General features: G+C 67.3%; 25 protein-coding genes and 2 pseudogenes. 19 read left to right on the top strand and 8 right to left on the bottom strand.

The annotated features are described in order from the left end of the window. A partial coding sequence (locus NVV99_RS21285) for an IS5 family transposase (RefSeq protein ID WP_260783008.1) occupies positions 1–459 on the top strand: 459 nt, incomplete at its 5' end. A 55-nt stretch (positions 460–514) separates the two neighbouring features. Here NVV99_RS21285 and NVV99_RS21280 read toward each other — a convergent pair. The 3 genes from NVV99_RS21280 to NVV99_RS21270 all read right to left on the bottom strand — a co-directional run bounded on the left by NVV99_RS21280 (position 515) and on the right by NVV99_RS21270 (position 2,879). Further along, complete coding sequence (locus NVV99_RS21280) at positions 515–1,063, bottom strand: hypothetical protein (protein ID WP_051424899.1); 549 nt, start codon at positions 1,061–1,063, stop codon at positions 515–517. 365 nt (positions 1,064–1,428) lie between these two features. Further along, a complete protein-coding gene (locus NVV99_RS21275) occupies positions 1,429–2,184 on the bottom strand; it encodes a hypothetical protein (protein WP_242411709.1) in 756 nt (251 codons plus the stop codon). Between the two features lie 167 nt (positions 2,185–2,351). After that, positions 2,352–2,879, bottom strand: a complete 528-nt coding sequence (locus tag NVV99_RS21270) for a hypothetical protein (protein WP_024103612.1) — start codon at positions 2,877–2,879, stop codon at positions 2,352–2,354. Between the two features lie 236 nt (positions 2,880–3,115). Here NVV99_RS21270 and NVV99_RS21265 point away from each other — a divergent pair, with 236 nt between their 5' ends. Then, positions 3,116–3,481, top strand: coding sequence for a VOC family protein (locus NVV99_RS21265; protein WP_024103613.1), 366 nt, complete (start codon positions 3,116–3,118; stop codon positions 3,479–3,481). Between the two features lie 209 nt (positions 3,482–3,690). Here the strand turns inward: NVV99_RS21265 and NVV99_RS21260 are convergent, their stop codons facing one another. Continuing rightward, the gene (locus NVV99_RS21260) at positions 3,691–5,235 is read right to left on the bottom strand and encodes an HD domain-containing phosphohydrolase (RefSeq protein WP_024103614.1); all 1,545 of its coding nucleotides are present in this window, start codon (positions 5,233–5,235) and stop codon (positions 3,691–3,693) included. A gap of 109 nt (positions 5,236–5,344) precedes the next feature. On the opposite strand from NVV99_RS21260, the gene NVV99_RS21255 reads away from it, so the two are divergent. The 3 genes from NVV99_RS21255 to NVV99_RS21245 all read left to right on the top strand — a co-directional run bounded on the left by NVV99_RS21255 (position 5,345) and on the right by NVV99_RS21245 (position 10,335). Then, positions 5,345–6,082 carry a hypothetical protein gene (locus tag NVV99_RS21255; protein ID WP_242411710.1) on the top strand — a complete coding sequence of 246 codons (738 nt, stop codon included), beginning with the start codon at positions 5,345–5,347 and terminating at the stop codon, positions 6,080–6,082. Between the two features lie 337 nt (positions 6,083–6,419). Beyond that, a complete protein-coding gene (locus tag NVV99_RS21250; RefSeq protein WP_041803626.1) occupies positions 6,420–7,520 on the top strand; it encodes a hypothetical protein in 1,101 nt (366 codons plus the stop codon). After that, positions 7,507–10,335: an FtsW/RodA/SpoVE family cell cycle protein gene (locus tag NVV99_RS21245; protein ID WP_024103617.1), complete on the top strand. Its 2,829-nt coding sequence runs from the start codon at positions 7,507–7,509 to the stop codon at positions 10,333–10,335. The genes NVV99_RS21250 and NVV99_RS21245 overlap by 14 nt, the downstream gene beginning before the upstream one ends. 4 nt (positions 10,336–10,339) lie before the next feature. On the opposite strand, the gene NVV99_RS21240 is transcribed toward NVV99_RS21245, so the two are convergent. The 3 genes from NVV99_RS21240 to NVV99_RS21230 form a co-directional block, all read right to left on the bottom strand. Further along, positions 10,340–11,329, bottom strand: coding sequence for a rod shape-determining protein (locus tag NVV99_RS21240; protein ID WP_024103618.1), 990 nt, complete (start codon positions 11,327–11,329; stop codon positions 10,340–10,342). Positions 11,330–11,500: 171 nt separating this feature from the next. Beyond that, positions 11,501–11,854, bottom strand: a complete 354-nt coding sequence (locus tag NVV99_RS21235) for a hypothetical protein (protein WP_024103619.1) — start codon at positions 11,852–11,854, stop codon at positions 11,501–11,503. Between the two features lie 140 nt (positions 11,855–11,994). Further along, positions 11,995–12,546 carry a helix-turn-helix domain-containing protein gene (locus NVV99_RS21230; protein ID WP_024103620.1) on the bottom strand — a complete coding sequence of 184 codons (552 nt, stop codon included), beginning with the start codon at positions 12,544–12,546 and terminating at the stop codon, positions 11,995–11,997. 82 nt (positions 12,547–12,628) lie between these two features. Between NVV99_RS21230 and NVV99_RS21225 the strand changes: the two genes are divergently transcribed. Continuing rightward, positions 12,629–12,988, top strand: a complete 360-nt coding sequence (locus NVV99_RS21225; RefSeq protein WP_024103621.1) for a hypothetical protein — start codon at positions 12,629–12,631, stop codon at positions 12,986–12,988. A 9-nt stretch (positions 12,989–12,997) separates the two neighbouring features. On the opposite strand, the gene NVV99_RS21220 is transcribed toward NVV99_RS21225, so the two are convergent. Beyond that, positions 12,998–13,663: a FadR/GntR family transcriptional regulator gene (locus tag NVV99_RS21220; RefSeq protein ID WP_024103622.1), complete on the bottom strand. Its 666-nt coding sequence runs from the start codon at positions 13,661–13,663 to the stop codon at positions 12,998–13,000. An 11-nt stretch (positions 13,664–13,674) separates the two neighbouring features. On the opposite strand from NVV99_RS21220, the gene NVV99_RS21215 reads away from it, so the two are divergent. The 13 genes and pseudogenes from NVV99_RS21215 (at position 13,675) to NVV99_RS21155 (ending at position 26,939) form a co-directional block, all read left to right on the top strand. Then, positions 13,675–14,895, top strand: coding sequence for an MFS transporter (locus tag NVV99_RS21215; protein WP_260783007.1), 1,221 nt, complete (start codon positions 13,675–13,677; stop codon positions 14,893–14,895). 82 nt (positions 14,896–14,977) lie between these two features. Further along, entirely contained in the window at positions 14,978–15,856 is an 879-nt protein-coding gene (locus tag NVV99_RS21210) for a sulfurtransferase (protein ID WP_024103624.1), read from the top strand. A gap of 121 nt (positions 15,857–15,977) precedes the next feature. Continuing rightward, positions 15,978–16,607, top strand: a complete 630-nt coding sequence (pnuC, locus tag NVV99_RS21205; RefSeq protein WP_024103625.1) for a nicotinamide riboside transporter PnuC — start codon at positions 15,978–15,980, stop codon at positions 16,605–16,607. Next, a complete protein-coding gene (locus NVV99_RS21200) occupies positions 16,607–17,662 on the top strand; it encodes an AAA family ATPase (RefSeq protein ID WP_024103626.1) in 1,056 nt (351 codons plus the stop codon). Before pnuC ends, NVV99_RS21200 begins: the two co-directional genes overlap by 1 nt. Positions 17,663–17,777: 115 nt before the next feature. Beyond that, entirely contained in the window at positions 17,778–20,300 is a 2,523-nt protein-coding gene (locus NVV99_RS21195; RefSeq protein WP_024103627.1) for a phosphoenolpyruvate synthase, read from the top strand. A 58-nt stretch (positions 20,301–20,358) separates the two neighbouring features. After that, entirely contained in the window at positions 20,359–21,144 is a 786-nt protein-coding gene (locus NVV99_RS21190) for an AraC family transcriptional regulator (protein ID WP_024103628.1), read from the top strand. Between the two features lie 141 nt (positions 21,145–21,285). Next, positions 21,286–22,323, top strand: coding sequence for an iron-siderophore ABC transporter substrate-binding protein (locus NVV99_RS21185; RefSeq protein ID WP_024103629.1), 1,038 nt, complete (start codon positions 21,286–21,288; stop codon positions 22,321–22,323). Then, on the top strand, positions 22,320–23,363 hold the full coding sequence (locus NVV99_RS21180) for an iron ABC transporter permease (protein ID WP_024103630.1): 1,044 nt from the start codon (positions 22,320–22,322) through the stop codon (positions 23,361–23,363). Before NVV99_RS21185 ends, NVV99_RS21180 begins: the two co-directional genes overlap by 4 nt. A gap of 29 nt (positions 23,364–23,392) precedes the next feature. Next, positions 23,393–24,412: an iron chelate uptake ABC transporter family permease subunit gene (locus NVV99_RS21175; protein ID WP_197539149.1), complete on the top strand. Its 1,020-nt coding sequence runs from the start codon at positions 23,393–23,395 to the stop codon at positions 24,410–24,412. Then, positions 24,409–25,209 (top strand): ABC transporter ATP-binding protein, encoded by an 801-nt coding sequence (locus NVV99_RS21170; RefSeq protein WP_019288197.1) that lies wholly within the window; start codon positions 24,409–24,411, stop codon positions 25,207–25,209. Before NVV99_RS21175 ends, NVV99_RS21170 begins: the two co-directional genes overlap by 4 nt. A 151-nt stretch (positions 25,210–25,360) precedes the next feature. Beyond that, positions 25,361–25,535: pseudogene (locus NVV99_RS27140) on the top strand (LacI family DNA-binding transcriptional regulator); the annotation flags it as partial. After that, positions 25,535–25,750, top strand: a pseudogene (locus NVV99_RS21160) (bifunctional 3,4-dihydroxy-2-butanone-4-phosphate synthase/GTP cyclohydrolase II); the annotation flags it as partial. The pseudogenes NVV99_RS27140 and NVV99_RS21160, both read left to right, overlap by 1 nt. 130 nt (positions 25,751–25,880) lie before the next feature. Next, positions 25,881–26,939 (top strand): DNA polymerase IV, encoded by a 1,059-nt coding sequence (locus NVV99_RS21155; RefSeq protein ID WP_024103633.1) that lies wholly within the window; start codon positions 25,881–25,883, stop codon positions 26,937–26,939.

The following is a 26,939-nucleotide window of genomic DNA, read 5'->3' as shown; positions in this document are numbered from 1 at the left end:
GGATCTTTGACCGGTCCCAGCCCGGTCGATCGAGGCAAGAACGGCTCGAAGATCCACATCCTCTCCGACGCCGATGGTATCCCACTGGTCACCGCGGTGACCTCGGCGAACACCCACGACAGTGTCATGCTGCAGCCCATGGTCGCTGCGATTCCTGCGGTGCGTTCGCGTCGCGGTCCGCGGCGCCGCCGACCCGGCCGGTTGCGGGCGGACAAGGGTTACGACTACCCCGTGCACCGCCGGTGGCTGCGGGCCCGGGGCATCGTTCCGCGGATCGCCCGCCGCGGCGTCGACAGCAGCGAACGCTTGGGACGTTACCGGTGGAAGATCGAGCGCACTCTGGCCTGGCTCACCGGCTACCGCCGGCTGACCATCCGCTACGAGCGCCACGGCGAGCACTTCGCTGCTTTCCTCCAACTCGCCGCGGCGTTGACCTGCTTCAAGAAGCTCGCCAAATGAGACATTCCCTTAAATGTTTCGCCCATGACACTTTCTGTCTTCTTGATGCGCTTCGTTAGGTGGGTCGAAGCGTCGAAATGATGGCGTCTGCAACCCCGCCCTCGTACGCGCCATCGATATCCTGGTGGACTTCGACCATCAACACCATGGTTTCTGCGGTGGCGTAACCTGGCGTCGCCACGACGTCGAAGCGGGCCGAGCCTGGTTCGCACGAACTGATTCGCGGGATATCGGTAACGAGGGCTGAGACGCGGACCGCGGGCCGCCCTGCGACTTCGAACCACACGGGGTCGGTGTACTCGACCGTCGGCAATGTTCCGGCATTGTCGTCGAAAATCCACTCGACGGAGCGGACCTCTTGTTGCGCTACCGATTCGAGGTCCAGGTCACGCGAACCTGCCGCGCCGGAGATCGCAAGCCAGCCCCCGTCTTCCTCCGGGCAATAACCGTAACCGAAGAACCCGACAGCTCCATAACTGGCCTTGTCGTTCTCGTTGGACCATCCGGCGATAGAACGGTAGTCGTTGGTCCAGTCCGCCGGAATATCGTATGTAAGACCGTATCTCGTGCTGATCGGTTGCGGCGCACCTGGAGCGGCGGTCATCTGAGGCGGTGGGCGCAGCATCGAGGGGAACCCCTCCGGCAATGGCGGGGGAGAGGTTCGTGGACCCACCGGTGCCGATGGCGCGGAGGTAGTCGGCACCAAAGTCGGAACCGAGGGGACGTCAGGGCCGACAATCGAGGACACCCGCGGTAGCAGCAGGATTGCTGCTATCCCTCCTGCAATAGGCAGTACGGTGCGCAACAGAAACGACTTCACGTGCCCCCTCCCGACTGGATCTCGACCCCCTCGAGATCAGCGCGGAGACTGTAACAGGTGCCGCGGTTCGTCTCGTCGAGTGCACTCGACGAGAGCTCCATCGACTGGGATCTGCACAGTGCTGCAGTGTCAATGAGTCCAAAAGTCGATCAAGACGGTCGGAGCGTTGCGATGATGTCGTCGGCGACGTCGACGTCGTACGCGCCTTCGTTGACCTGCACCATCAACACCATGGTCTGCGCCGTCGCATAGCCCGGGGTGGCAACGATGTCGAACCTGGCGGCGTCGGGTTCGCAACCGCTGACCTGCGGAATATCAGTGATACGGGCGGAAATTCGAACGGCGGGGCGGTCAGCGATCTCGAACCATACGGGGGCGGCGTACTCGACTGTCGGCCGCGTGCCGGCGTTGTCGTCGAAGATCCACTCGACGTCTCGGATCCTCTCGGTAGCTACGGTTTCGAGGTCGATATCTCGCGAGCCCGCCACGCCGGATATCGCCGGCCAGCCTCCGTCCTTTTCGGGACAGGACCCGTAGCCGAACGAACCGACGCTGCCGTAGACGGCATGGCCTTCCTCACCGGACCATCCGGAGCTAGCGCCGTGGTCGTTCTTCCAGTCCGCCGGAATCTCATAGGTGAGGCCGTATCTGGTGTCGATCGGTTGCGGTTGCCCTGGCTCGACGTCGATCTTCGGTGGGGGAAACAACATGGAGGGAAAACCCTCCGGAAGGGGAGGTCGCGTGGTCTGCGGTGTGGAAGGGCCCGATGCCGCGACGGTGGTCGGCACCAAGGTAGATACGGACGGGACTTCGGGACCGAGAAACGAGGACACCCGAGGAAGTAGCAACAGTGCTGTTATCCCGCCGATTTTCGGCAGTACCTTACGCAGCAGAAACGACTTCACGCGCCCCCCTTCGGCTTGATCTCGACCCCCTCGAGACCAGCGCGGCGACTGTAACAGGCGCAACTTGACGCGCTGAACCGAGGCTCGTTCGCGCTACACGCGAAGCGAGCCTCGGTTCAGCGCGCGAGAGTTAAAGGGACGCAAACGATCCCACGTCTGTCGAGCCGTCACCAGTGGATGGCGGCCACCGAATCCAGTGGCTCGGCGATCGTCTCCGCCGCGACCTGCAGATCCGCATCACGCATGGCCTGCGGGAACCGCAGCAGTGCGCGCTGTTCGATCTCGGCCAGCGGAACCTGGAAGACCCGGAACTCGTCGAGGTCGAGCACCTCGAGCTGGTCGAGGTTCTCGGCACTGACACTCGTGTGCCCGACGCTCACACCCGGGACGATCGGATCCAGTCGCGTCTTCCGGGGCGGCGTCGCTGCTTCCGGGACGCGATGGAATGCGGGTTCGTACGACCGCTCGATCACATCGGTCAGAACCTTCACACCGTTCACGGTGATGCTCTCGGGATGCGGGGAGGTGCCCAATGCTTCGAGAGCTTCGAGCTCCGATACCTTCTCATTCACTGTGAACTGCACGGCGAGCTCGCCGGTGGGTTTGCCGTCCACATGCTTGTATCCAACGCCGACGGACGAGACGTTCGGATCATCGAGGTAGTCGGCGCCCTTGTTGCGGAAGAACTTTCGCACAGCGACGGTGAGTTCGTCCTTCTCGGGGCGGGGTGTGCGATTCGTCGGCCAGAGAGAGTGCGGCGGCCTCGGCTTCGTCCAACAGCCGCCACTGTCCGGGTTGCGTACTCATTCTCGGGACTCCGAAGCGCGGGTAGTGGTGTACTCGAATTCGAGATGACCCATCACCCGATTTGTGGGGAATGAACCCTGCTGAGCGGGTCGAATCCACCGAGGATCGTCGAAGGAGTGACCGCATGCGTCCGACCGGCATCACCACGAACATCAACGTCCCGGATATCGGGGAGGCGCGGAGCTTCTACGCGGACTATCTGGGGCTGAGCGTCGAAGAGATGAATCTCGGATGGGTCGCGCGGTTCACCACTCCCGACGGTCGTGCCGTCGTCCAGTTGGTCAGCGGTGACGAATCGGCTCCCGTGGACTCGGCGATCTCCGTCCATGTCGGCGACGAGGTGGAAGCGGCCTACGAGGAAGCGCAGCGTCGAGGGTTCGAGATCGTCTATCCGCTGACGACGGAGCTGTGGGGAGTGCGGCGGTTCTTCGTGCGTGCACCGGACGGCACCGTTGTCAACGTCGTCAGCCACTCCGACGACCCGCGATAGGGGGACGAGGACGCCGTTCCGATCCGGTGTTCTCGACGGCGTATATGACGGTCGAGAACACCAGATCTTCCGGCTCGTCGCGCCATCGCGTGCGGAGGCGAGGAAGTACCCAGTCCTGAAGCACGTCGGCATACATCTGGTGCATCGCCTCAGGCGGACACTGCTTTGTGTGGGTTCGACCCCGGATAGCGAGGCTGAGTCCACACGGATCAGCTCAGGCCGAGGTCGATCGCGGCGAGTCCTGCTTGGGTGCGGTTGTGGACGTCGAGCTTCGTGTACACGTGCTCGACGTGATTGCGCGTCGTCTTGTGCGCGATACCCAGCTCGTCGGCGATCTGCCGGTTCGAATAGCCCAGAGCGACGAGTCTGAGGATCTCCACCTCGCGGCCCGTCAGTCCCGCAGGCCAGGGGGCGCGTCGCTTCGTCGGGTGCCCCGCCGCGAGCAGCACGGCCTCGACCGCTTCCGTGTCGAACCGGCCTGCTTGTGCGTCGCGGCACATCCGGGCGGCCGTGGCCTCGGCCGTCAGAGCTCTACGGTGCGGTCGAGGTTCTCGTAGCCGCTGGTAGGTTTCCGCCGCGGCGAGGATCCGCGCCGTCACGCCCAGGTCGGTGGCCCGGAGTCCGCCGGGATATCCGGAGCCGTCGAGTCGCTCGCGATGCGTCACAGCGAGGGCGACGACGGACTCCAGCCCGCCGACGCGGCTTAGGATCCGTCCGGTCAGATACGGATACAAGCGGACCCGTTCCCATTCCGCCGTCGTGAGCGGACCGGCCTTCTCCCAGATCTGATTGGGCACACCCATCCGTCCCAGTCCGTGCACGAGACCCGCGCGGTAGAGGAGTTCGACCTCCGCGACCGGAAGTCCGCGATGCCGACCCGCGGCCGCCGCCAGATCCGCCACACGTCTCGAATGTCCCAACAGGTAAGGACATTTCAGGTCGACGAAATCCGCCATCGCGCGCAGCATCTCGTCCAGTTCGGGTCTGCTCACGATGTAGTCACGATCGGACGCCTGGGCGAGCGCCGCCGACCATGCGTCCTGTTCGAGCACACCCGCCGTGATCGCGTCGACGTCGTCGGCGAACACCTGCGCCACGCGCGGGCCGAACTGGGTGCCGCTTCGCGCACGAGCGACAGCGACCGCCTGCGCGGACCCACCGAGACGGACGTACACCTCGGCGACGTCGGCCACCTGCACGATCTGCATCTCGACAGGAATCTCGTCACCGCGAACGCCAGAAGGTAGCCCTGCACCGTCCCAGCGCTCGAAGGTGAAGGTCAGCATCGCGCTCACCCGAGGGTCCAGCCCGACGCGATCGGAGAGAACACTCGCGGACCCGCAGTGGGACCGGATGAGATCGGACACCTGCCGGCGCGCGGTGAACAGGAAGGCCGTGGCGTGGAGGAAACGCTCCGCGTACGGCAGTCCCCGCCCGCTGTGCCCCATCAGCATGCGGAAGAAGGGGAGTCCCGTCATGTCCACCGCGTAGGTGTCGGCGCGGAACGCGATGTCGTCGCCGAACATCCGTGCCAGTTCGTGGGAGTCCGCGTGGCATCCGATCCAGGCCACCAGGTTGGCGTAGAAGACGACGTCCCGCTGGTCGGCGCTCAGTCCCATCCGGTCGGCGATGCGCGTGGCGATCACTGCCGAGCGCAGCATGTGTTCCATCGGCTGCCCGAGACCCAGATCGATGGCGAGGGACAGCGCGGCGACCAGTTCCGCCCGTCGCGGACCGTCACCCGTGGACGTCATGGACTCAGTGTCCTCGCACGATGCTCGGTCCGAAAGATGAGGCAGCGGCCTCATGACGTGCGGAGGTGGTCAGCCCAGGATCGAAGTACCCGCAATCGAGGAGGACGACATGGCCATCACCCCGCACGCAGCCGCCCAGCAGTCCTGCGAACTGCCCCGGGTTTCCGGGGAGCGTTTCGCCGGCTACGCCGTGATCGGCGCGCCGTTCGCGAGCGGCCACTATCTCGCGTTGCGCAGATTCCCGACCAACAGCATCGGCGACGGCTTCACGTCCGTGTGGCACCGCGACCCGGACGGCACGTGGACGGTGTACAGCGACGTCCCGGCCGAGCTGAGCTGCCCGCGCTATCTCGGTCACGCGCTGAGCCGCACCGAGCAGACCGACGTGCGCGCCGAGTGGACCGGCCCCACCGACCTGCACGTGACCGTTGGTACCGAACTGGAGTGGGATCTCCGGATGACGACCTCGCCGGCGACCACCGTCATGAACGCGGCGGGCAGTCTCATGCCCGACGCCCTCTGGCACAGCCCGACGGTGCTGGCCGCGATGGGTCGCGCCGCCGGGCCGGTGCTCGGCGCCGGTCGGATGCGGCTCGGTGGGCACCTGCCGAACGGGCAGTGGTTCCGAGCCAACCCGCGGCAACTGTGGGTCGCGCACACCGAGCGCGCCGTCGTCGGTGGAGTGGATCTCGGACCGGAAGGTCCACTGACCCACCAGGACCGATTCGGCGACTTCCGGCTCCCGCAGCGCGGCCTGTTCGCGACGGTGCAGGTCTGGCTCGAACCGTTCGACGCCCGGCGCCACCACCCGGCACGTCCCGACACGGTGTATGCGGACGGCGAGTGATCGGTGGGTGTTCCCGGTGGTAACAGCCTCTGGGGCAGAAGTGCCGCAAGGTTTCGTTCGAAAGTCGAGGCAACTCTTGCGCAAATGACACACAATGGATTTCGGTAACGAGTCGTCAAATGGGAAAGGCAATTCAAGGTCAATTCACCCGCCCGCTCCGGTCTGGCTGACACTTGCGGGAGGCCTGGCGTTTTCGGGATGCGCGATGATCGAAGCAGTCTTGGGAATCCATGCGAGAGACTACGAGCCCGTCGAGGTTCGATCCGTCCCGCCCATACGGACGGACGACGACGCAGGGGGCGGCGTAGAACTCGGAAGACTGCTTGCCGTAGCGACTTTGACGCCTGCGCAGGCCGCGCTGCTCGTCACCGATACGGTCGATCAACTCGAACTCGCGCACACCCGGGGCCACCATCCGATCCGCCTCCGAGGTGACGCCGTGATGGTGTCCGAGGATGGTCAGCTCACCATCGACTGCGTCAAGAACGCGGGCTCCTGGGACGAGGTGCGCGACACGACGGCCGGACTTCTTCGCCGAATCGTGACGAACTGCCGCAACGAAGCGCTCGAGGAGAGGGTGAACGCGGCGATCGCCGAGTCGTCGGATCTCGTCGGCCTGGCGAGACGCGTTCGTTATGCTGCCGCAACCGAATTCGACGAAACCGAGGTAGGAAGGAAACGATCGCAGATCGCCGCGCTCGTCGCGGTGGTGAAGGGACATGCTCGTCCGGTGGACGGTACGGCGGAACGGGCAGACGTGCCGCGCGTGACGGAAGAGAGGACCTTCGTCCCGAATCGACGTCGCCCGCCGGCCGGGACGGTGTGGCATCGCAAGAAGCGACGGCTGCCGCGACGCCGGACGGTCATCGCGCTGGTCGCGATCATCGCGCTCGTCGGGCTGGCGTGGGTAGCTCCCGCAGCGTGGTCGGAACTGAATCGGGGCTGGCACACCCTTCTCGACCCGGTGGACTCGTCGATGGACGACCGGATCGATCCGGTCTCACCACCGCCACCGGTGCCCGAAGCGGCACCAGAGGCGGGCGTGCCGGGTCCCGTCGACACCGGTCTTCCCGCGAACGCCGGACCGATCACGCAGGTCGCCGCGCGCTTCGCGAACGGTCCGTGCGAGCCGGGACGATCGTGCACCGTCCGCGTCGACGTCGGGCTCGACCCTGCGGCGAATATCGGTGCGGTCACGTGGAATCTGACCGTCTACGACCGATGTACGGGCGTGACACTGCCGGGCGGGGCGATCACCCTGCCGGTGCCGGCGGGAAGCCCGGAGGCCTACGGCATCGGAAGCGTCGACCTGCCACCCGGGTCGGCGCTCGCCGTCGCCGCGGTCACCACCGTTCCTGCAGCGGCCGCGTCCGAGCCGGTGTACGTTCCCACCGAGAATGCCGCCTGCGTGCCCGGGGGCTCTCGTGACGGCGGATAGGCACCCATCCGATCCCTGGCTCGTCACGGCGGCCGTCGCACTGGTCGCTCTCGGCATGCTCAACATGATCTCGACGGGCATGTCGTCGCTCGCAGTGCGTCACGCCGTGCTCGCCGCCGTGGGGCTCGGTGCGATGTGGGCGACCTCGCGCATGCGGATCGCCGCTCTGAGCCGTTTCGGGTGGGCGCTGTTCGCCGCCTCGGTGGTCCTGCTCGCGGCGGTGCCGCTGGTGGGTATCGCGACCAAGGGCGCTCAACGCTGGCTGGATCTCGGCGTGTTCACCCTGCAGCCCTCCGAGATCGCCAAGCTCGCCTTGGTCATGGTTCCCGCCGCGATACTGGCCGGTGGGTACACGCTCGGCGGGTTCGTCGGTGTCCTGATCGTGTCGGCGGTGCCGATCGCCCTGGTGGCGCTGCAACCCGACCTTTCGACCGCCGTGGTGCTCGTGGCGACCGTGCTGCTCATGCTGATCCTGGCGAGAGTCCCGCTGCGGTCGCTGTTCCCGCTGTTCGCGCTCGGACTCGCCTCGTTGCCGATGGCCGTGCTGTTCCTGCGTCCGTATCAGCTCGAGCGGATCCACGTCTTCCTGTCGAACGACGCCGACCCGCAGGGATCGGGTTGGGCCGCATGGCAGGCGGACATCGCGATCGGCAGTGCGGGGTGGTGGGGCCTCGGCCGCGAACCCGACTACGACCTGCGCGCCCAATACCTCCCCGAATCGGAACACGACCTGGCCTTCGCGAGTCTCGTGTACGGGTGGGGCCTGGTGGCCGGCATCGCCGTCGTGGCGGCCGTCGTGATCATCGTGTGGCGTTCCGTGGTCGCCGCCCGCGTCGCACGCACTCGGGAGGCGGCACTCGTCGCAGCGGGTATCGGCGGTGTGTTCGGGCTGCATACCGTGGTGTCGGTGGCCCAGAGCCTGTCGCTGTTGCCGCACACCGGCATGCCGATCCCGATCTTCAGCTACGGAGGCACCGCCTCGATCATCGGGTTCGTCTCGATCGGCTTGGTGCTCGCGGTGCGCCGCGACGGGGTGACCCGGCCGCTGTGGGTGACCGAACCAAAGAAGCGCCGTCTGCCGCGCGGAGTGTCGGTGGGTGCGCTGACGCTGACGGCCTCGCTCGCCGCGATGTCGGTCTTCGCGTGGCAGATGCAGACCGCGCACGGCACCGAGTTCCGCGCGACGAGTGATACCCAGATGCTCCGCTGCATCCGTCTGCCCGCCGAGCGTGGTCAGATCCTCGACCGGACCGGCGTTCCCGTCGCGACCAACGTCGCCGAGTACACCGTCGCGGTGGTCGCCCGGATGTTCGCCGAAGGTGCCCCGTCGGCGCGCTACGAACTCGCCGCCCTGCTCGGCATGCCCCCCGAGAAGCTCGACGAGGAACTGCGGAGCAGTACCAGCGGGGAGATCCAGGTCGTGCTGGGACGTGTCGGGCCCGAACAGGCCCGGGCGATCGTGGACGCTCGGCTGCCCTGGGTGCTCGTCTACCCGACGGGCCGCAGACAGTACCCGCACGGGGAAATGCTGGCGTCGCTCCTCGGGTACGTCGGGATCGCGGACGAGCAGGACATGGAACTCTGGCCGACCCTCGCGCTCGGATCCCGGGTCGGCAAGGCCGGGCTCGAGCGGCAGTACGACGCGTTGCTGCGCGGCGTCGACGGCAAGCAGTGCGTGTACGTCGATCCGTCAGGACGTCCGGTGGGCACGGGGGAGCGGGTGGATCCGATCCGCGGCCACGACCTGCGGTTGCATCTCGATGTCGGCATGCAGCGGGCCGCGACCGACGCGCTCGCCCAGACGGTGCGCACCAGCGGAGGCGACCTCGGCGCCGCGGTCGTGATGGACGCCCGCACCGGCGCGGTCCTGGCGCTGGCCAGCGTTCCCGGCTACGACAACAACGTCTACGGACCCCCGGCCGACCTCGCCACGATCGCGGCGCAGACCGCGGCATCGGGTCCGGGCCGCATGCTCAACCACGCGGTGCAGACGGCAGCGCCACCGGGGTCGACGTTCAAGATCGTCACAGCGTCGACGAACGCGGCGTTCGACGTGCTGTCCCCGGATGCCTTCCTGGCGGGTGGTGCGGCCTACACCTACGGCGGTCACACCTTCGCCAATTGGCAGCCGATGGGCCCGAACAACCTGCTCGGGGCGATCCAGTGGTCCGACAACGTCTACTTCTACCAACTGGCCGACCTTCTCGGTCCCTACCGCATCGCGCAGATCGCTTCCGAGCTCGGCGCGGGTGCCCCCTCGGGGATCGATCTGCCGGCCGAGTCCGCAGGCTTCCTCGGTACCCCGGACAACGTCGAGAGCATCGGAGGTGCCTGGTATCCGGGTTCGACCCTGCTCATGGGTATCGGCCAGGGCACCGTCACGGCCACGCCGATCCAGGTCGCGCGGTGGACGGCGGGTATCGCGTCGGGTCAGATGGTGACCCCGAAGCTCGCTGCCGCCTACGGACCCGGCGACGCGGTCCCGATTCCCACCGAGCAACCTCGGCCGTTGTCGTTCGCCGACAAACTCGAACCGGTGCGCGCCGGCATGCGGGCGTCGGCCTCGGCCGGCACTGCTGGTCAGCTCGCGAGCCTGCCGGTCACGGCCGCCGCCAAGACCGGCACGGCAGAGGATCCCTCGGCACCGGGCAAGGGGCTCAACGCCTGGTTCTCCGCGGTCGTGCCCGCCGAGTCGCCGGAGGTCGTGGTGACAGCGCTGGTGCGCGGTGGCGGTTTCGGATCGGCCACCTCGGGACCGGTCGTCAAAGGTCTGCTCGAGCGTTACCTCGCGCAGCTCCGGACGCCGAATCCCTGACAGGTCAGGCGGCGTAGGCGGCGATCACGTCGGCGTGCTCGATGCACGAGGTCGCGCCCTCGGCGACGCAGGTGAGCGGACGCTCGGCGGTCTTCACCGGCAGGCCGAAGGCCTCCTCGAGCAGTTGCGGCACGCCGCGCAGCATCGATCCGCCGCCGATCGCCAGGATGCCTTCGGCCATCACGTCGCTGATCGCGCGCGGCGGCAGGTCGTCCAGGCAGCTCGACAGCGTCTGCACGATGCTCGTCGTGGTGGGCCGGACCGCATCCATGATCTCTTCGGTCTCGAGTGTCACCAGACGCGCGCGGCCGGTCGCGGCGTCGCGACCTTCCACCACGAGCGACCGTTCGTCGGCGGTCTCGGGCGCACCCACCTTGGCGCGCTCGGCAGTGAGTTCGCCGACGATGATCTGGTGTTCGGCGCGGAGATACCGGAGGATCGCGCTCGTCAGGTCGTCCCCGGCGATGCGGCAACTGCGGTGCGACAGGACACCGCCGTAGCAGAGAGCGGTGACTTCCGCAGTGCCGCCGCCGATGTCGACGACGAGATGGGTTCGGGGCTCGAGCGGGTCGATCCCGCATCCGATGGCACCGGCGACCGGCTCGGGAATCAATCCGACCTTCCGCAGACCGGCCTCGTGCCCCACCTCGAGCAGCGCACGACGCTCGAGCGGCGTGGCCCCGGCGGGAGCCGCGATGACGCCCACGGGCCGGATGCCGTAGCGACGTCGGGGCGCGAGCTGGGCGAGCACGGCCGTGACGAATGTCCGTGCCGTTTCGAGATCCACGATCACCCCGTCGCGTATGGGGTGGACGGGAGTGATCCCACCGGGTGTGCGGTCGACGAGGTCGCTCGCCTCCTTGCCGATCGCGAGCGCTCGGCGCGGTTCCTTCGTCCGCACCATCATCAGCGACGGTTCGTTGAGCACTATGCCCTCGTCGGGCGTTCCGACTACGGTGTTGGCTGTTCCGAGATCGATACCGAATCCACGCACGTCGGCCTCCGAGAGGATCCCAGCGAAATTTTCCGGATGGTGTCCAACGGCATCGTGATGATGTCGTGTACCGCTCAGGTTACCGCCGCCGAATTCTGTTACGCGCGTTGTTCACCGGAATGATATGCCGCGTTGTGCCGCTGAGTGCCCCGCTCGTCTCGGATGACCGGATCAGGCGGGATCGAGTTGCAGCACAACCTCGACGCGACCGCGTTCGTCGCGTGTCGCGACGGCGTGGCCGGTGCGTTCCTCGTCGTCGAGTTGGATGCTCATGGGAGCACCGGCGCCGAGAAAGTTGCGCCACCAGGACTTCTCGTCGGGCATCGCGACGCCGATCGTCACGGAGTCGCCCGAACGTCGGTAACTGATCGGCAACGTGATCGTCCTGCCGGATCTTCGACCCGTGTACGTGATCGGTGCGACATAGCTGCGGATCCGGTTACCGATGACGGGTAGACCGGCGGCTGCCATGACCATGGAGTTGAAGGGGCCTGCGAGACGGAACAACGTACCGGAAACTGTCATGTCTACCTCCCGCAGACACGGTACGGGAAGGCGTAACCGTCCGACATCGGTTCGACTTCGGCCGGCCCACGACGATCTTCGCGCAGTGGGCCGATGCGCACGTCGACGAGTTCCGCTGAGGTCTGTTCCTCTGCCGAGCCCTACCCCTCTTCGGACGCGGTGCCAGGAGGAACCGGTATCACCGCGGTCGTCAGGGTGATGCGCATCCGGTCGTCACCGGTATCCGTGCGATACGGGGCGAGGATGTCGGCGAGCCTGCTCTGGATTTCCGCGAGATCGTCGGTCGTGACGTAGAGCGGGGTGGTCCCGAAACCCAGATAGTCCCGCAGGCTCCGGTCGTCGTCCCCGATGAACTTGTCGAAGCTCTCGCCGAGCGCACCCAGGAAGGTGACGAAGGCATTGCGCAGTTCGGCGTCGCTCATCGCCGCGAGGTCGTCGTGGCCGACGTGTGCCATGCGGTCGCCGAGCGCGAGGGTGCGTTCGACGGTTCCGCGCACGCGACGTTCGTCGACGACGGTGACGATCTCGGCGTCGATCAATGCTGCGACGTGCCGGTAGAGCGTGGCCTGGGTGACGTCGGGGAGTGCCGACCGGAGTTCGCTCGTGGTCAGCTGCCGTCCTCCGAGTTGCTGCACGATCCGCAGTCGAACCGGGTGCAGCACGACTTCCGCGATCGGGGACGTCTTCGCCATCGGTACCTACCCATCATTGTTATCACCGTGATAATGTTCTCAGTGCTGTAGTCAGTTTACCGTCGACGGAAGGTCCGACGTCATGGCCCAAACGACATACGACAACGCAACCCTCCACCTGTCCTTCTCTCGGTGGGAAGCCTTCATGGTCCGCCGAACCGCGATGGAGGTGCCGATCTCGGCGATCACCGGCGTGGAGGTCCTTCCGGGATGGACGTCCGAGATCCTCGGCATCAGATCGGGCATGGTGATCTCCGGCTTCTTGAAGGTGGGCACCTTCCGGCACCCGCGCGGCATCAAACGCCTGGTCGTCATGAAGCGAGGCCATCCGGTGCTGCGCGTCGCGCTGGGCGGCCCGGGCGTCGAGTTCGACGAACTTCTCCTGAGCTCTGCGGAGGCGTACACCCTCGCGGACGGCCTGCGTTCGGCCGGGGTTCGATGAGCGGCGGCGTCAGTCGGTGAGTTCCGCGAAGAGCCCCTGCGCCGCCTCCACGGTGGAGTCCTCGTCGCCGGCGATGACGGCGGCGACCAAGGTGGTGTGTTCGGGTTCGAAACCCAGGCCCGTGACGCGGACGTGCCGGTCGATGGTGCGGCGGATCGACGGAAGCAGCGAGTCGTAGAACTCGAGGTACACCGCGTTGTGGCTGGCCTCGACGATGCCGCGGTGCAGGGCGACGTCGGCGGCCACCGCGGCGTCGATGTCGGATCCGGCGAACAATCGGTTGCGCTCGGCGAGCAACTGTTCGAGCCGGGCCACGTCGTCGGGGGTGCGCCGGCGCGCGGCCAGGACGGCGGCGGTGACGTCGAGGGCCTGCCGCAGTTCGAGCACGTCGCGTTCGTGGGCCGTGGCGAAATACTTGCCGAGGGTGCCGGTGACGTCGGAGGTCGCGAGGACGTAGGTGCCCGAGCCCTGGCGACGTTCGAGCATGCCGGTGTGGACGAGGGCCTGCACGGCTTCGCGGACGGTGTTGCGGCCGGTGCCGGTGAATTCGCACAGGTGCGGTTCGGTGGGGATCTTCTCACCGACCTTCCAGCGACCGCTGCAGATCTCGCTGCGCAACTGCTCGGTGACCTGCTCGATCAGGTTCGTTCGCTGAACAGGTTTTCCCGAAGTCATCCCATCATCCTATGATTTCCGGTGTGAGTCTTCTGCGTGGCCGGCTGCTGGTGTTCTGTGCGATCGCGATGTCGGCCCTCGTGCTGAGAGTTGCGGTCACCTCGTTCAGCCCGCTCGCCGCGCAGATCAGTGAGGAGATCGGCTTCTCGTCCACGGTCGTCGGTGTCTTCGGCATGATCCCGACCGCGATGTTCGCGGCCTTCGGCCTCGCCACCCCGGCGCTCGGCCGACGATGGGGACTCGAACGCACCGCGCTGATCGCCATGCTCATGGCCGGCGTGGGCATGGCGACCCGCGCGCTCATGACCGACACCTGGTCGCTGCTGCTCCTGTCGGGGCTCGCGCTCGGTGGGATGGGCATCGGCAACGTCGTCATCCCTCCTCTGGTCAAGCGCTACTTCTCCGACACGCTGGCACTCGTCAGCTCGGTGTACATCGTCGGCGTGCAGCTGAGCACAATCGTGCCCGCCTTCGTCGCGGTTCCTCTCGCCGACGCCTTCGGCTGGCGCGTCTCGCTCGGAGTGTGGGCGCTCGTCGGATTCGCTGCGGCCGTTCCGTGGGTGTGGGTGCTGCTGCGTCATCGGAATGCCGATGCCGGGGAAATGGCTCCCGTCGACCGGAACGTCGACGGCAGGGTCTGGCGGTCGCCGGTGGGTTGGGGGATGGTCGGCATGTTCGGCATGACGTCGCTCGTCACCTATTCGATGTTCACGTGGATCCCGGACATCCTCGCCGACGCCGGTGCCAGCCCCGCTTTCGGAGGCGCGATGGTGGGGCTGTTCGCCCTGCTCGGACTGGTCTCCGCATTCGGCGCTCCGTCGCTGTGCGCGCGGATGGAGAATCCGTTCCCCGTGGTCGTGGCGTGCGCGTCGTGCTTCCTCGTCGCCTTCGCCGGTCTGTGGATCGCGCCGATGAGCGCGCCCATCTTGTGGATCGTCCTGCTCGGACTCGGGCCGAGCACGTTCCCGATGGCCCTGACCCTCATCAATCTGCGCTCCCGCAGCCACGCCGGATCCGCAGCCCTGTCGGGATTCACCCAGGGTGTCGGCTACACCGTGGCGTGCCTGGGCCCGCTGCTGTTCGGTGTCTTCCACGACCTCACCTCGGGCTGGGCGGCCTCGTTCGCCTTCATGACGGTCGCCGTCGCGGTACTGGTGGCCGGCGCCTATCAGGCCTGCAAGCCGCGGGTGGTCGAGGACAGCTGGAACACCCGCCCGATCTCGGTGGGTTAGACACCGCTCAGCGGGGACGAACCCACCCAAGTCGTATGGCTGCTCTACTGGAAGGAGATTCCGAGAGCAGAGGAGGACCTCGATGAGCGACACGAAGCCGAACACCGTCTCCGCGGAGTGGCTGTACGAGCAGTTGGGGGACGAGGACCTCGTCATCGCCGACGCCACCGTGCACCTGAGCACGCCGCCGGACGGGTCCGTGCACATCGAACCCGGATTGGCGACCTATCTGGAGGAACACATTCCCGGCGCGGTCTACGCCGACCTGTTCACGGATTTCTCCGATCACGAAGCACCGCAACCGTTCACCGCGGCGTCGTCGGACCGGTTCGCCACCGCCGCCGGTGCGGTCGGCATCGGTGAAGGACGCCGCGTGGTGCTGTACGACCAGAAGAACGGCATCTGGGCCGCGCGACTGTGGTGGCAGCTGCGGCTCGAAGGCTTCGACGACGCCGCCGTGCTCGACGGCGGACTGCCCGCCTGGAAGGCTGCCGGCTATCCGCTCTCCGACGAGCAGGTGGTCCCGCACGGCGCGACCTTCACCTCGCAGCATCGGCCCGAGCTCGTGCGGTCGACGGAGGAGATCGCGGCGTCGCTCGACGACCCGAACACGCTGATCATCAACGCCCTGGATCCTGCGACCTACCGCGGCGAGAGCCCGTCCTACCCGCGACGCGGACACATCCCCGGCAGCATCAACATCCCCTTCGGCGACCTCGTCGACCCGTCGACCGGACGCTTGAAGCCGGCGGCGGAACTGCGCGAGATCTTCGACAAGGCGGGTGCCCTGAACCCGGACGTCAAACCGGTGACCTACTGCGGCGGCGGCATCGCGGCTTCCGGACTTGCGCACGCGCTCGCAGCTGCAGGTCGGTCGGACGTTGCGGTGTACGACGGTTCGCTCAACGCGTGGACCGCCGACGAATCCCTGCCGCTCGTGGAGGGCCCCGACCCCCGCTGATCCTCCGAAACTTCGGTGTTCTCGACGTCGTATAGCGCCGTCGAGAACACCGAAGTCGGTTTCACCGTTGCATCAGTTAGAGCAAACATGATCTAATCGCTGCCACAAGCGAAAGGCGGCGATGATGATCGCATTTCTGAACTCGACGGCATTCACCGCACTCGGTACGCCCACCACCTGGGCCGAAGTGTTCGGCTTCGTCAGCGGCGCGTGGTGCGTGTATCTGGTGGGACGGCAGTCGATCCTCAACTGGCCGATCGGGATCGCCAACAACCTCGTGTGGATCCTGCTCTTCGCGACCGCCGGACTCTACGCCGATTCCGGACTGCAGGTCGTGTACATCGTGCTCGCCGTGTGGGGTTGGAGCAACTGGGCGCGGGGCAGGGACGAGGATGCCCTGCCGGTGACGGGCACGAACACGACCGAGTGGAGCGTGCTCGCGGTCGTCGGTGTCGCTGCGGTGATCGGGCTGACAGCGTTGCTGGAGGTCGCGACGAACTCGACCGTCGCGTTCTGGGACGCGACCACCACCGTGCTGTCGTTGCTCGCGACGTGGGGGCAGGCGAAGAAGCGGTGGGAGTCGTGGCTGCTCTGGATCGTCGCCGACCTGATCTACATCCCGCTCTACCTGCACAAGGGACTGACGCTCACGGCGTTGCTGTACGCGGGTTTCCTGCTCTTGTGCATTCGGGGCCTGGTTGCCTGGCGACGCTCCATGGCGGTCGAGCGGCAACTGGTGGAGGTGCAGTGATGTATCGGCACGCACTCGTCATCGGGAAGTTCTATCCACCTCACATCGGTCACCATCACCTCGTCCGGTGCGCTGCGGAAATCGCCGAACGCGTCACCGTCGTCGTCATGTCCTCTGCGGCAGAGACGATTCCGTTGGGTGACCGCGTGTCGTGGATGCGCGAATCACACGCCGTCGACACGACGGTCACCGTGACGGGAATTCCGTGCGACGCACCGATGGACCTGGAATCGGACACCGTATGGGCCGCGCAGGTCGCCTGTATGAAAGCAGCCGCGCGCACCGTCACCGATGTTCCGGTCGATGCGGTGGTCTCCAGCGAGAAGTACGGCGACGAGCTCGCGCGACGCTTCTCGGCCACGCACGTATGCGTCGACCCGCTGCGTGTCGCGCATCCCGCCTCCGGCACAGCCTGCCGTAATGATCTCGCCGGGCGCTGGGACGATCTCGACGCACCGGCCCGTGCCGGCCTCACGACCCGCATCGTCGTCCTCGGCTCCGAATCCACGGGCACCACCACCGTGAGCCGAGAGCTGGTGCGTCGATTCCGAAATCGCGATGGTGTGTGGGAACGAACCGGCTGGGTGCCGGAATACGGACGACAGGTCACCTACGACAAGCTCCGCACCGGAGAAGTGGGCGACATCGTGTGGACCGGCGACGATTTCGAGAACATCGCCGTCGAACAGACGCGACTCGAGGAACAGGCAGCACGGGAAGGGTCTCCGCTGCTCGTCTGCGACACCGACGCGTTCGCGACCACCGTGTGGGAGCGACGCTATCTCGGCAGCAGTGAACGGGCGTGGCGCGGTGTCCGCCACCGGCGAGCGCTGTACCTGCTCACCGACCACAACAGTGCTCCGTTCGTGCAGGACGGCATCCGGGACGGCGAACACATCCGCGCGCAGATGACGGAGTGGTTCGTCGACGCGCTCACTGCCACGGGACGCTCGTGGGTGATGCTCACCGGCAGTCTCGAGGAGCGGGTCGACCTGGCGGAACGGGTGGCGGACCAGGCATTGCGGCTGGGCTCGGAGTTCGGCGCGCCGCTGTAGCGTCGAAATTCGTCTTCCCCTTCTCACGTTATACCGGATCCTCGGCCCTCATGAGGATCGAAAAGTGGGTTCATACTCGCCCACACAGCATTGAATTCGCAGGTGGGGAGCTGGAATGGGTTACATACAGAATTTTCGGGAGATCGACCGCACGGCGGTGTCGATCGTGGGTGGCAAGGGAGCGAGCCTGGGGGAGTTGTGGCGCCTCGACGACGTCGACGTGCCCGACGGGTTCTGCGTGACGACGGACGCCTATCGAACGGTGCTCTCCGAGCTACCGTGTGTCGACGACCTGCTCGAGCGACTCGCGAAGGCCGAACCCGACGACATCGCAGCGCTGAGCACGCAGATCCGTACGGCGATCGAAGAGTGCACGATCCCCGGTGACATCGCGGAGGAGATCGCCGCGCGGGTCCGCGAACTCGGGGAGGACGTGCCCGTCGCGGTGCGCTCGTCCGCGACCGCCGAGGACCTGCCGACGGTGTCGTTCGCCGGGCAACAGGACAGCTACCTGGACATCCGGGGAGTCGAGGACGTTCTCCGGCACGTGAGCAGGTGCTGGGCCTCGTTGTTCACCGAGCGTGCCGTCGCCTACCGGGTGAACAACGGTTTCGACCACCGGAAGGTGTACATGGCCGTGGTCGTGCAGAGGATGGTGTTCCCGCAGGCATCGGGTGTGCTGTTCACCGCCGATCCCGTCACTTCGGACCGCACGGTGTCCCGGGTGGATGCGGTCGCCGGACTCGGTGACGACCTGGTGTCGGGCTTGGTGAACGCCGACGCGTACGCGGTGCGTGCCGACGAGGTCGTGGACCGGACGCAACGGCAGGAGACACCGGTGCTGAGCGACACGCACCTCGTCGAACTCGTCGGGTTGGGCAGGCGCCTCGAAGCACACTTCGGGCGACCCCAGGACATCGAATGGTGCCTGGCCGACGGCGTCTTCCACATCGTGCAGAGTCGACCGATCACCACGCTGTTCCCCGTCCCGGAGGCCGGCGACGACGACAATCACGTGTACCTGTCCGTCGGACATCAGCAGATGATGACCGATCCGCTGAAACCGTTGGGAATCTCCGTGTGGCAGTTGACCAGCCGTGCGCCCATGCGACACGCGGGTGGGCGGCTGTTCGTCGACGTCACGCCCATGCTGGCCTCACCCACCCAGGGACCGGGCATCGTGGACATGATCGGCAGGTCCGACCCGCTCTTCGGCGACGCGCTGCGAACCGTGCTCGATCGAGGATTCGTCCCGACGCGCCCGGACGACCCGGCTGCCGCACCGGTCGGTCTGCCGCCTGTTCCGGACGAGATCGACCCGGCCGTCGTGCCCGAACTCGTCGCGCGCAACGAGGCCGCGATCGCCGAATCGGCGCGTCGCATCGAGAACGAAACCGGTTCGGCACTGCTCGATTTCATCCGCGCCGACATCCGCGAACTGCAAGATTCGCTGTTCGGTAAGGAGGTTGGAGAGGTGCTCGCCGCCGGTATGCAAGCGGCCGAGCGTCTCAACGAGGTGGGGCAGAAATGGTTGGGGGAGAAGAACGTTGCGGACGTCGTCTCGCGCTCGGTGCCCTACAACGTCACTTCGGAGATGGGGTTGGCGCTGCTCGACGTCGCCGATGCCGCGCGCCCGTACCCGGACGTCGTGGCGTTCCTGCGGCAAGTCGACGAGGAGGGCTTCGACGACGCACGCTTCCTCGACGAACTCGGCACCCGCGACGGGGGACCGCAGGTACGAGCTGCCCTCGAGGACTTCCTCGACAAGTACGGCAGGCGGTGTGTCGGGGAAATCGACATCACCCGTCCCAGATGGGGTGAGCGCCCCACGATGCTGGTCCCGATGATCGTGAGCAATCTCGACAACTTCGAAACCGGTGCCGCGACACAGTGTTTCGACAATGGTCGCCGCCAGGCGGAGGAGAAGAAGGGCGAACTCCTCGAACGTGTGCGGGGTCTGCCCGACGGAGAGCAGAAGGAGCGGGAGATCGAGAGGCTCGTCGACCGGGTCCGCGCTTTCGCGGGATATCGGGAGTATCCGAAGTACGGCATGATCGGCCGCTACTTCGTCTACAAGCAGGCATTGTTGCGGGAGGCGGAACGTCTCGTCCGAGCCGGGGTGATCGACGACGAGGAGGACATCTTCTTCCTGCGGTTCGACGAACTCGAGGACGTGGTTCGCGCGCCACAACCGGTCGGTGACCTCGTTGCAGAGCGGAAGCGGGAGTTCGCATCGTTCGCCACGCTCACGCCGCCTCGGGTGCTGCTGTCGACAGGTGAGACGCTCACCGGTGCGTACAGCCGTGACGGCCTGCCCGACGGGGCGCTACCCGGTATCGCGGTGTCCACCGGTGTCGTGGAGGGCCGCGCCCGCGTGGTCACCGACATGGACCGGGCCGATCTCGAACCCGGCGACATCCTGGTCACGGCGTTCACCGACCCCAGCTGGACCCCGGCGTTCGTCACGGTCAGCGCGCTGGTGACGGAGGTCGGTGGGGTGATGACCCACGGCGCGGTCATCGCGCGCGAGTACGGGCTGCCGGCGGTCGTGGGTGTCGAGGACGCGACCCGCCTCATCCGCGACGGACAGCGCATCCGCGTGCACGGCACCGAAGGGTACGTCGAGATCCTGACCTGAGCCGCGGCGGCGGGACATGTGAGGATTGTCGTCGTCGCGGAGCGGAGGAGGGCGTCGGGTGAAGAGCGTCGAGGCGGTCGAGAGCAGGACGTTGCCGGTCTACGAGGCCGGCGAGATCGACGTGCCCTTCGTCATCGCGGGCATGGACGAGCTCGTCTCCCGCGAGACCCGCTTCGAGACGCATTCGCATCCGACGCACGAACTGCTGTGGAACGACCGGGGCGCCTCCACCGCGACCATCGGTTCGCGCACATGGACCATCACCCCGACGATGGGACTGTGGATTCCGGCGGGCCTGCTGCACTGGGGTGTCATGCCCGCCGGAACCTGGTACCGCACCGCACATTTCGGGATCGACGCGGCGCCGTCGTTGTCCGACGGGCCGGTGGCGGTGGAGATGACACCCCTGCTGCGACTGTTGCTCGACCGGCTGGCGGACGACCGTCTCGGCGACGAGTCGCGCTCGCTGACCGAGCGCATGGTGATCGACGTGCTCGCCCCCGCCGAGAACGAATTGATGGTGCAGGTGCCCTCGTCGCCGGTCGTGCGGCCGATCGTCGAGGCGATCGCCGAGGACCCGAGCGATCCGCGGACGCTCTCGGACTGGGCGACCGAACTCGGGGTGAGCACCCGCACCATCACCCGCACCTTCCGGGCGGAGACCGGCCTGAGTCTCGGGCGCTGGGTCGCGGCGGTCCGTGCGCAGCGGGCGGTGATGCTGCTCGGCCACGGCACAGATGTCGACGACGTCGCCGAACAGGTGGGCTACCGATCGGCGAGCGCGTTCGGGGCGGCCTTCCGCAGGGTCACCGGCACGACGCCCGGGGTGTTCCGCGTGGGCTGATGTCCCGATCGCTACAGGGGCTGTCCCGATCGAGCGATTGCGCAGGATCCGGGCGAACATTACGGTTTAGGCAAACCTCGCCTAACTGCCGCCGGTAGTGAGGCCGAGCCCCCACCCCGTACGAGAGTGAGTTCTGCCTCCATGCGTTCGAAGCGCCTCCTGACGATCGCCGCCGCATCCGTCGCGGTCGCCCTCGGTCTCACCGCCTGTGGATCCTCCGACTCCTCGGACACCGCCGACTCCGGCTCCGCCGGTTCGGGCGAGTACCCGATCACCATCGAGCACGCGCTCGGCACCGTCACCCTCGACGAGAAACCCGAACGCGTCGCCACGGTCAACTGGGCCAACCACGAGGTGCCGCTCGCGCTCGGCGTCGTACCCGTGGGTATGGCAGCCGCCAACTTCGGTGACGACGACGGCAACGGCATGCTGCCGTGGGTCGAGGAACGTCTCGAGGAACTCGGCGCCGAGACCCCCGTGCTGTTCGACGAGACCGACGGCATCGACTTCGAGGCCGTGTCCGACACGAACCCCGACGTCATCCTCGCCGCCTACTCCGGTCTGACGCAGGAGGACTACGAGACCCTCAGCGAGATCGCTCCCGTCGTCGCGTACCCGGAGGCTCCCTGGGCCACCTCGTGGCGCGACATGATCGAGCTCAACAGCGCCGGCCTGGGCATGGCCGAGGAGGGCGAGGAGCTCGTCGCGAGCCTCGAACAGGAGATCGCCGACGCGGCCGCCGCCCACCCCGAACTCGAGGGCAAGGCGACGATGTTCCTCACCCACGTCGACACCGCCGACCTGAGCCAGGTCAGCTTCTACACCGCCAACGACACCCGCGCCGCCTTCTTCGAGGACCTCGGACTGGCCACCCCGAAGAGCGTCGCGGACGCCTCCACCGACGACGCCTTCTCCAAGAAGGTCAGCGCCGAGCAGGTCGACGTCTTCGACGACGTGCAGATCATCGTCACCTACGGCGACCAGGCGCTCGTCGACGCGCTCGAGGCCGACCCGCTGCTGTCGCAGATGCCCGCCGTCCGCAACGGCTCGATCGTCTTCCTCGACGGCTCCGGCCCGCTCGGCACCGCAGCGAACCCGACGCCGCTGGCGATCTCCTGGGTTCTGTCCGACTACGTCCAGCTGCTCTCCGACGCAGCTGCCAAGACGAACGCGGAGTGACCGCACTACACGACGAGTCGATGCCGAGCGCCTCCGAGAAGGGGAGCTCGGCCATCGGCAATTCCGTCTGGCTTCTCGTTCTGCTCGGTGTGCTCGTCCTGCTGGTGATCGCATCGATCACGATCGGTTCGCGCAACGTCGACTGGGCCGACATCGTCGCGGCCCTCGGCGGCGCCACTGACAACATCGGTCAGGGCGCGATCGCCAAACGCATCCCGCGCACGGTGCTCGCGCTGCTGGTCGGCGCGGCGCTCGGTCTCGCCGGTGCCGTGATGCAGGGGGTGACCCGTAATCCCTTGGCGGACCCGGGCATTCTCGGCGTCAACATGGGCGCCTCGCTCGCCGTCGTGATCGGCATGGCGTGGTTCGGACTGTGGACGCAGACCTCGATGATCTGGGTCGCGATCATCGGTGCCGCCGCTGCTGCGGTGTTCGTCTACACGATCGGGTCGCTCGGGCGCGGGGGAGCGACACCCCTCAAACTCGCTCTCGCCGGTGCCGCCACCTCGGCGGCGCTCGCATCGTTCGTCACCGCCGTGATCCTGCCGCGCGGCGACATCGCCGGCAGCGTGCGGTCGTGGCAGATCGGCGGTGTGGGCGGAGCGAACTACGACGCCATCTCCCAGGCGCTGCCGTTCTTCGGCGTCGGCTTCGCCATCTGCCTGCTGTCGGCGCGCAGCCTCAATTCGCTCGCGCTCGGTGACGACATGGCCGCCGGGCTCGGGGAGCGTGTCGCTCTCGTCCGGGGCACCGCCGCGCTCGGTGCGGTGCTGTTGTGCGGGGCGGCGACCGCCATCGCCGGTCCCATCGCATTCGTCGGCCTCGTCGTGCCGCACCTGTGCCGGTTGCTCATCGGCATCGACAACCGATGGCTGCTGCCCTTCTCCGCTCTCGTGGGAGCGGGACTGCTGACCGCCGCCGACGTCGTGGGCCGCATCGTGGCGCGACCCGCCGAGATCGACGTCGGCATCATCACCGCGCTCATCGGAGCGCCCTTCTTCGTGTACATCGTCCGACGGCAGAAACTGCGCGAACTGTGACCGCCACACTCGAGACCATCGACACCGGCATCGACGACCTCGCCGCGAGCCGGATACGGCGCGGACGCCGACGCCGTCTCGTCATCGCCGTGCTCGCAACCCTCGTGGTCGCGGCCTTCGCGGCGAGTCTGATGTTCGGCCGGACGTTCTATCCGCCCGCGGACGTGCTGCGCGTCGTCCTCGGACAGGACGTGGCCGGCGCGAACTTCACGGTCGGCCGCCTGCGGCTTCCCCGCGCGGTCCTCGCGGTGGTCGCCGGCATCTGCTTCGGCCTCGGTGGCATCACCTTCCAGACGATGCTGCGCAATCCGCTCGCGAGCCCCGACATCATCGGCATCAGCTCCGGCGCGAGCGCCGCGGCGGCCTTCGCCATCATCGTGCTCGGACTCGGTGGCACCGGGGTGTCGGTCGTCGCGATCGTCGCCGGTCTCGCCGTGGCTCTCCTGATCTACGGACTGTCCTATCGCGGCGGGGTGGCGGGCACGCGCCTGATCCTCATCGGCATCGGTATCGCCGCCATGCTCGACAGCGTCACGTCCTACCTCCTGAGCACCGCGGCGACGTGGGATCTGCAGGAGACGATGCGCTGGCTCACCGGCAGCCTCAACGGTGCGACGTGGGGTGCGACGGTGCCCGTCGTCGCCGCCCTCCTGGTGCTAGGGCCCGTGCTGCTCGTGCAGACACGCAACCTGTCGATGGTCCAGCTCGGCGACGATGCCGCGCAGGCACTCGGCGTGCGGGTCGAACGCACACGCGTGTTCGCGATCGTCTCCGCGGTCGGACTCATCGCGTTCGCGACCGCCGCGGCCGGACCCATCGCGTTCGTCGCCTTCCTGTCCGGCCCGATCGCCGCGCGGATCGTCGGGCGGGGCACGTCGCTGTTCGTCCCGGCGGCACTCGTCGGGGCGCTGCTCGTGCTGGTCGCGGATTTCGTCGGCCAATACGCCTTCGGCACGCGCTACCCGGTGGGGGTGGTGACGGGTGCGCTCGGCGCGCCCTATCTCGTCTACCTCATCATTCGCTCCAACCGCGCGGGAGGCTCGCTGTGACCGCAATGCACGCCCTGATCGCCGAGAACCTCGAACTCGGCTACGGCAACCGCACCGTCGTCGAGAACCTCGACCTGCAGGTGCCGCCGGGGCGGATCACGTGCATCGTCGGTGCCAACGCGTGCGGGAAATCGACGCTGCTGCGGTCGATGTCGCGACTGTTGTCGCCGCGCGGCGGCCACGTCCTGCTCGACGGCAAGGACGTCCACCGCTTGCCCGCAAAGAAGCTCGCCCGCACGCTCGGGCTGCTGCCGCAGTCGCCGATCGCCCCCGAGGGCATCGTCGTCGCCGATCTGGTGGGCCGCGGCCGGCATCCGCACCAGCGGGTGCTCTCGCGCTGGAGCCGGGAGGACGACGCGGCAGTGGCCGATGCGCTCGCCGCCACCCACACCACCGAACTCGCCGAGCGTTCCGTGGACGAACTGTCGGGCGGGCAGCGGCAGCGCGTGTGGATCGCGATGGTGCTCGCGCAGCAGACCGACCTGCTGCTACTCGACGAACCCACCACCTTCCTCGACGTCAGCCACCAGGTGGAGGTCCTCGACCTGCTCACCGACCTCAACCGCGACCGCGGGACGACCATCGTGATGGTGCTGCACGACCTCAACCTCGCCGCGCGCTACGCCGACCACCTCGTCGCGATGGCCGACGGCAGCATCTATGCGTCGGGGGATCCCTCCGAGGTGCTCACCGGGGAGACCGTGAAGGCGGTCTTCGGTCTGGACAGTCGCGTGATCTCCGATCCGGTCTCCGGCAAGCCGCTCGTCCTGCCCGTGGGGCGGCACCACATCATGTGACTGTCCATCCGCTACAAGACTGGTCATCCGCTACGGAAATTTCTGCAGCGGATAGCAGAAGTCGTAGCGAATGCGCGGGAAAGGCCGGAGGGTTCGTCCTATTCTCCGCGCGAACTCTGCTCTCCCTGTCTCGTGTCCCTACAATCCGGGAATGGGGAACAGGTCGGTCACCAGTTACGACGTCGCCCGCCGCGCGGGGGTGTCGCAATCGACGGTCTCGCGTGCCCTGCGCGACGACCCGCGCGTCGTGGAGAAGACCCGCCTGCGCATCCGGGCTCTCGCGAAGGAGATTGGGGTACGTCCCGCACGTCACGGCCCGGAGCCTGAATACGGCGGTGCCGCGGTGATACTCCACGATCTCGGCATCGGCTCGGTGCGACTGCTCACCAACAACCCCGCCAAGATCGCCGGACTCGAGGACAACGGCATCGTCGTCGCAGGGCGAGAGCCGCTGCACGTCGGCGTCGCACCGGCGAACGTGCGGTATCCCGAGACGAAGCGGCGGCGGATGGGGCACACGTTGCCCGCGGCGCAGAATTGAGTCGGATCTTCGCTGCACGAACCGAGGTTCACCCCTGCTGCAGCAGGGGCAAAATCCGTTTCGGCGCGCGAACCCGGATACTGTCGGAATTCTCGAACGCGCACTTGCCGCGCGTCCTACGGTTGTCGGCATGGGCACGCCCGGCATCGACCAGTGGGTCCTCCACGTCGACCTCGACCAGTTCATCGCCGCGGTCGAGGTGCTGCGCAATCCGGAACTGGCGGGCCGGCCGGTGGTGGTCGGCGGTCGCGGCGACCCCACCGAACGCGGAGTGGTCTCCACCGCCTCCTACGAGGCGCGGGAGCACGGGGTGGGATCGGGGACGCCACTGCGGGTCGCCGCGCGCAAGATCCCCGACGCGGTCTTCCTCCCTGTCGACGCCGACACCTACAACGAGGTGTCGCAGGTCGTGATGGACACCCTCCGCGGCTTCGGCACGGTCGTCGACGTGCTCGGCTGGGACGAGGCGTTCATGGGCGTGCAAACCTCCGATCCGGAAGCGTTCGCGCGCGAGGTGCAGGCCGCCGTGCTCGACGCGACCGGGTTGCACTGTTCCGTCGGGATCGGCGACAACGTTCTGCGCGCGAAGATCGCGACGGGTTTCGGCAAGCCCCGCGGGATCTTCCGGTTGACGCGCGACAACTGGTTCGCGGTGATGGGGGAGCGCTCACCCGACTCGTTGTGGGGCATCGGCGCGCGCACGGTGAAGAAACTCGACGACATGGACATCCGCACGGTCCGCGAGCTGGCGCGTGCCCCGGTCGACGAGATGGCGGCGCGGTTCGGGCCCAAGATCGGCCCGTGGCTCGTCGGCCTCGGCGCCGGTGCGGGTTCGACGGAGGTGTCGGCGGAACCGTGGGTGGCGCGGTCGCGCAGTCGGGAGACGACCTTCCAGCACAATGTCGGCGACTGGAGCGCGATCACCGAGTGCGTGCGCGACCTCGCGGCGCGGGCCGTCGACGACGTCCGAGGTGAGAGGCGTGAGGGAGTGCGGGTCGCGTTGAAGATCCGCTACGCGCCGTTCGTCACCCACACGGCGAGCGTTGCTCTTCCGTCGCCCACCGCGGATCTCACGACCGTCACGGATGTGGCCGTCGGACTGCTCGACCGCTTCGATCACGAGCGGGAGGTCCGGCTCGTCGGAGTGCGGGTGGAGATGACGCCACCGGAGAACGTGCGGTCGCACTAG

The organism is Rhodococcus sp. PAE-6, from assembly GCF_025290685.1.
GTDB classification, from domain to species: domain Bacteria; phylum Actinomycetota; class Actinomycetes; order Mycobacteriales; family Mycobacteriaceae; genus Rhodococcus; species Rhodococcus pyridinivorans.
The sequence above is the reverse complement of the archived record's forward strand: the minus strand, read 5'-3'. Positions and strand labels throughout refer to the sequence as shown.

Bases quoted from the DNA above. Each gene is read 5' to 3' on its own strand.
- NVV99_RS21155 (WP_024103633.1), top strand. From the start codon at position 25,881: ATGGGCACGCCCGGCATCGACCAGTGGGTCCTCCACGTCGACCTCGAC.
- NVV99_RS21185 (WP_024103629.1), top strand. From the start codon at position 21,286: ATGCGTTCGAAGCGCCTCCTGACGATCGCCGCCGCATCCGTCGCGGTC.
- NVV99_RS21280 (WP_051424899.1), bottom strand. From the start codon at position 1,063: ATGACCGCCGCTCCAGGTGCGCCGCAACCGATCAGCACGAGATACGGT.
- NVV99_RS21255 (WP_242411710.1), top strand. From the start codon at position 5,345: ATGGCCATCACCCCGCACGCAGCCGCCCAGCAGTCCTGCGAACTGCCC.
- NVV99_RS21225 (WP_024103621.1), top strand. From the start codon at position 12,629: ATGGCCCAAACGACATACGACAACGCAACCCTCCACCTGTCCTTCTCT.
- NVV99_RS21235 (WP_024103619.1), bottom strand. From the start codon at position 11,854: ATGACAGTTTCCGGTACGTTGTTCCGTCTCGCAGGCCCCTTCAACTCC.
- NVV99_RS21230 (WP_024103620.1), bottom strand. From the start codon at position 12,546: ATGGCGAAGACGTCCCCGATCGCGGAAGTCGTGCTGCACCCGGTTCGA.
- NVV99_RS21210 (WP_024103624.1), top strand. From the start codon at position 14,978: ATGAGCGACACGAAGCCGAACACCGTCTCCGCGGAGTGGCTGTACGAG.
- NVV99_RS21200 (WP_024103626.1), top strand. From the start codon at position 16,607: ATGTATCGGCACGCACTCGTCATCGGGAAGTTCTATCCACCTCACATC.
- NVV99_RS21265 (WP_024103613.1), top strand. From the start codon at position 3,116: ATGCGTCCGACCGGCATCACCACGAACATCAACGTCCCGGATATCGGG.
- NVV99_RS21195 (WP_024103627.1), top strand. From the start codon at position 17,778: ATGGGTTACATACAGAATTTTCGGGAGATCGACCGCACGGCGGTGTCG.
- NVV99_RS21215 (WP_260783007.1), top strand. From the start codon at position 13,675: ATGATTTCCGGTGTGAGTCTTCTGCGTGGCCGGCTGCTGGTGTTCTGT.
- pnuC (WP_024103625.1), top strand. From the start codon at position 15,978: ATGATGATCGCATTTCTGAACTCGACGGCATTCACCGCACTCGGTACG.
- NVV99_RS21260 (WP_024103614.1), bottom strand. From the start codon at position 5,235: ATGACGTCCACGGGTGACGGTCCGCGACGGGCGGAACTGGTCGCCGCG.
- NVV99_RS21220 (WP_024103622.1), bottom strand. From the start codon at position 13,663: ATGACTTCGGGAAAACCTGTTCAGCGAACGAACCTGATCGAGCAGGTC.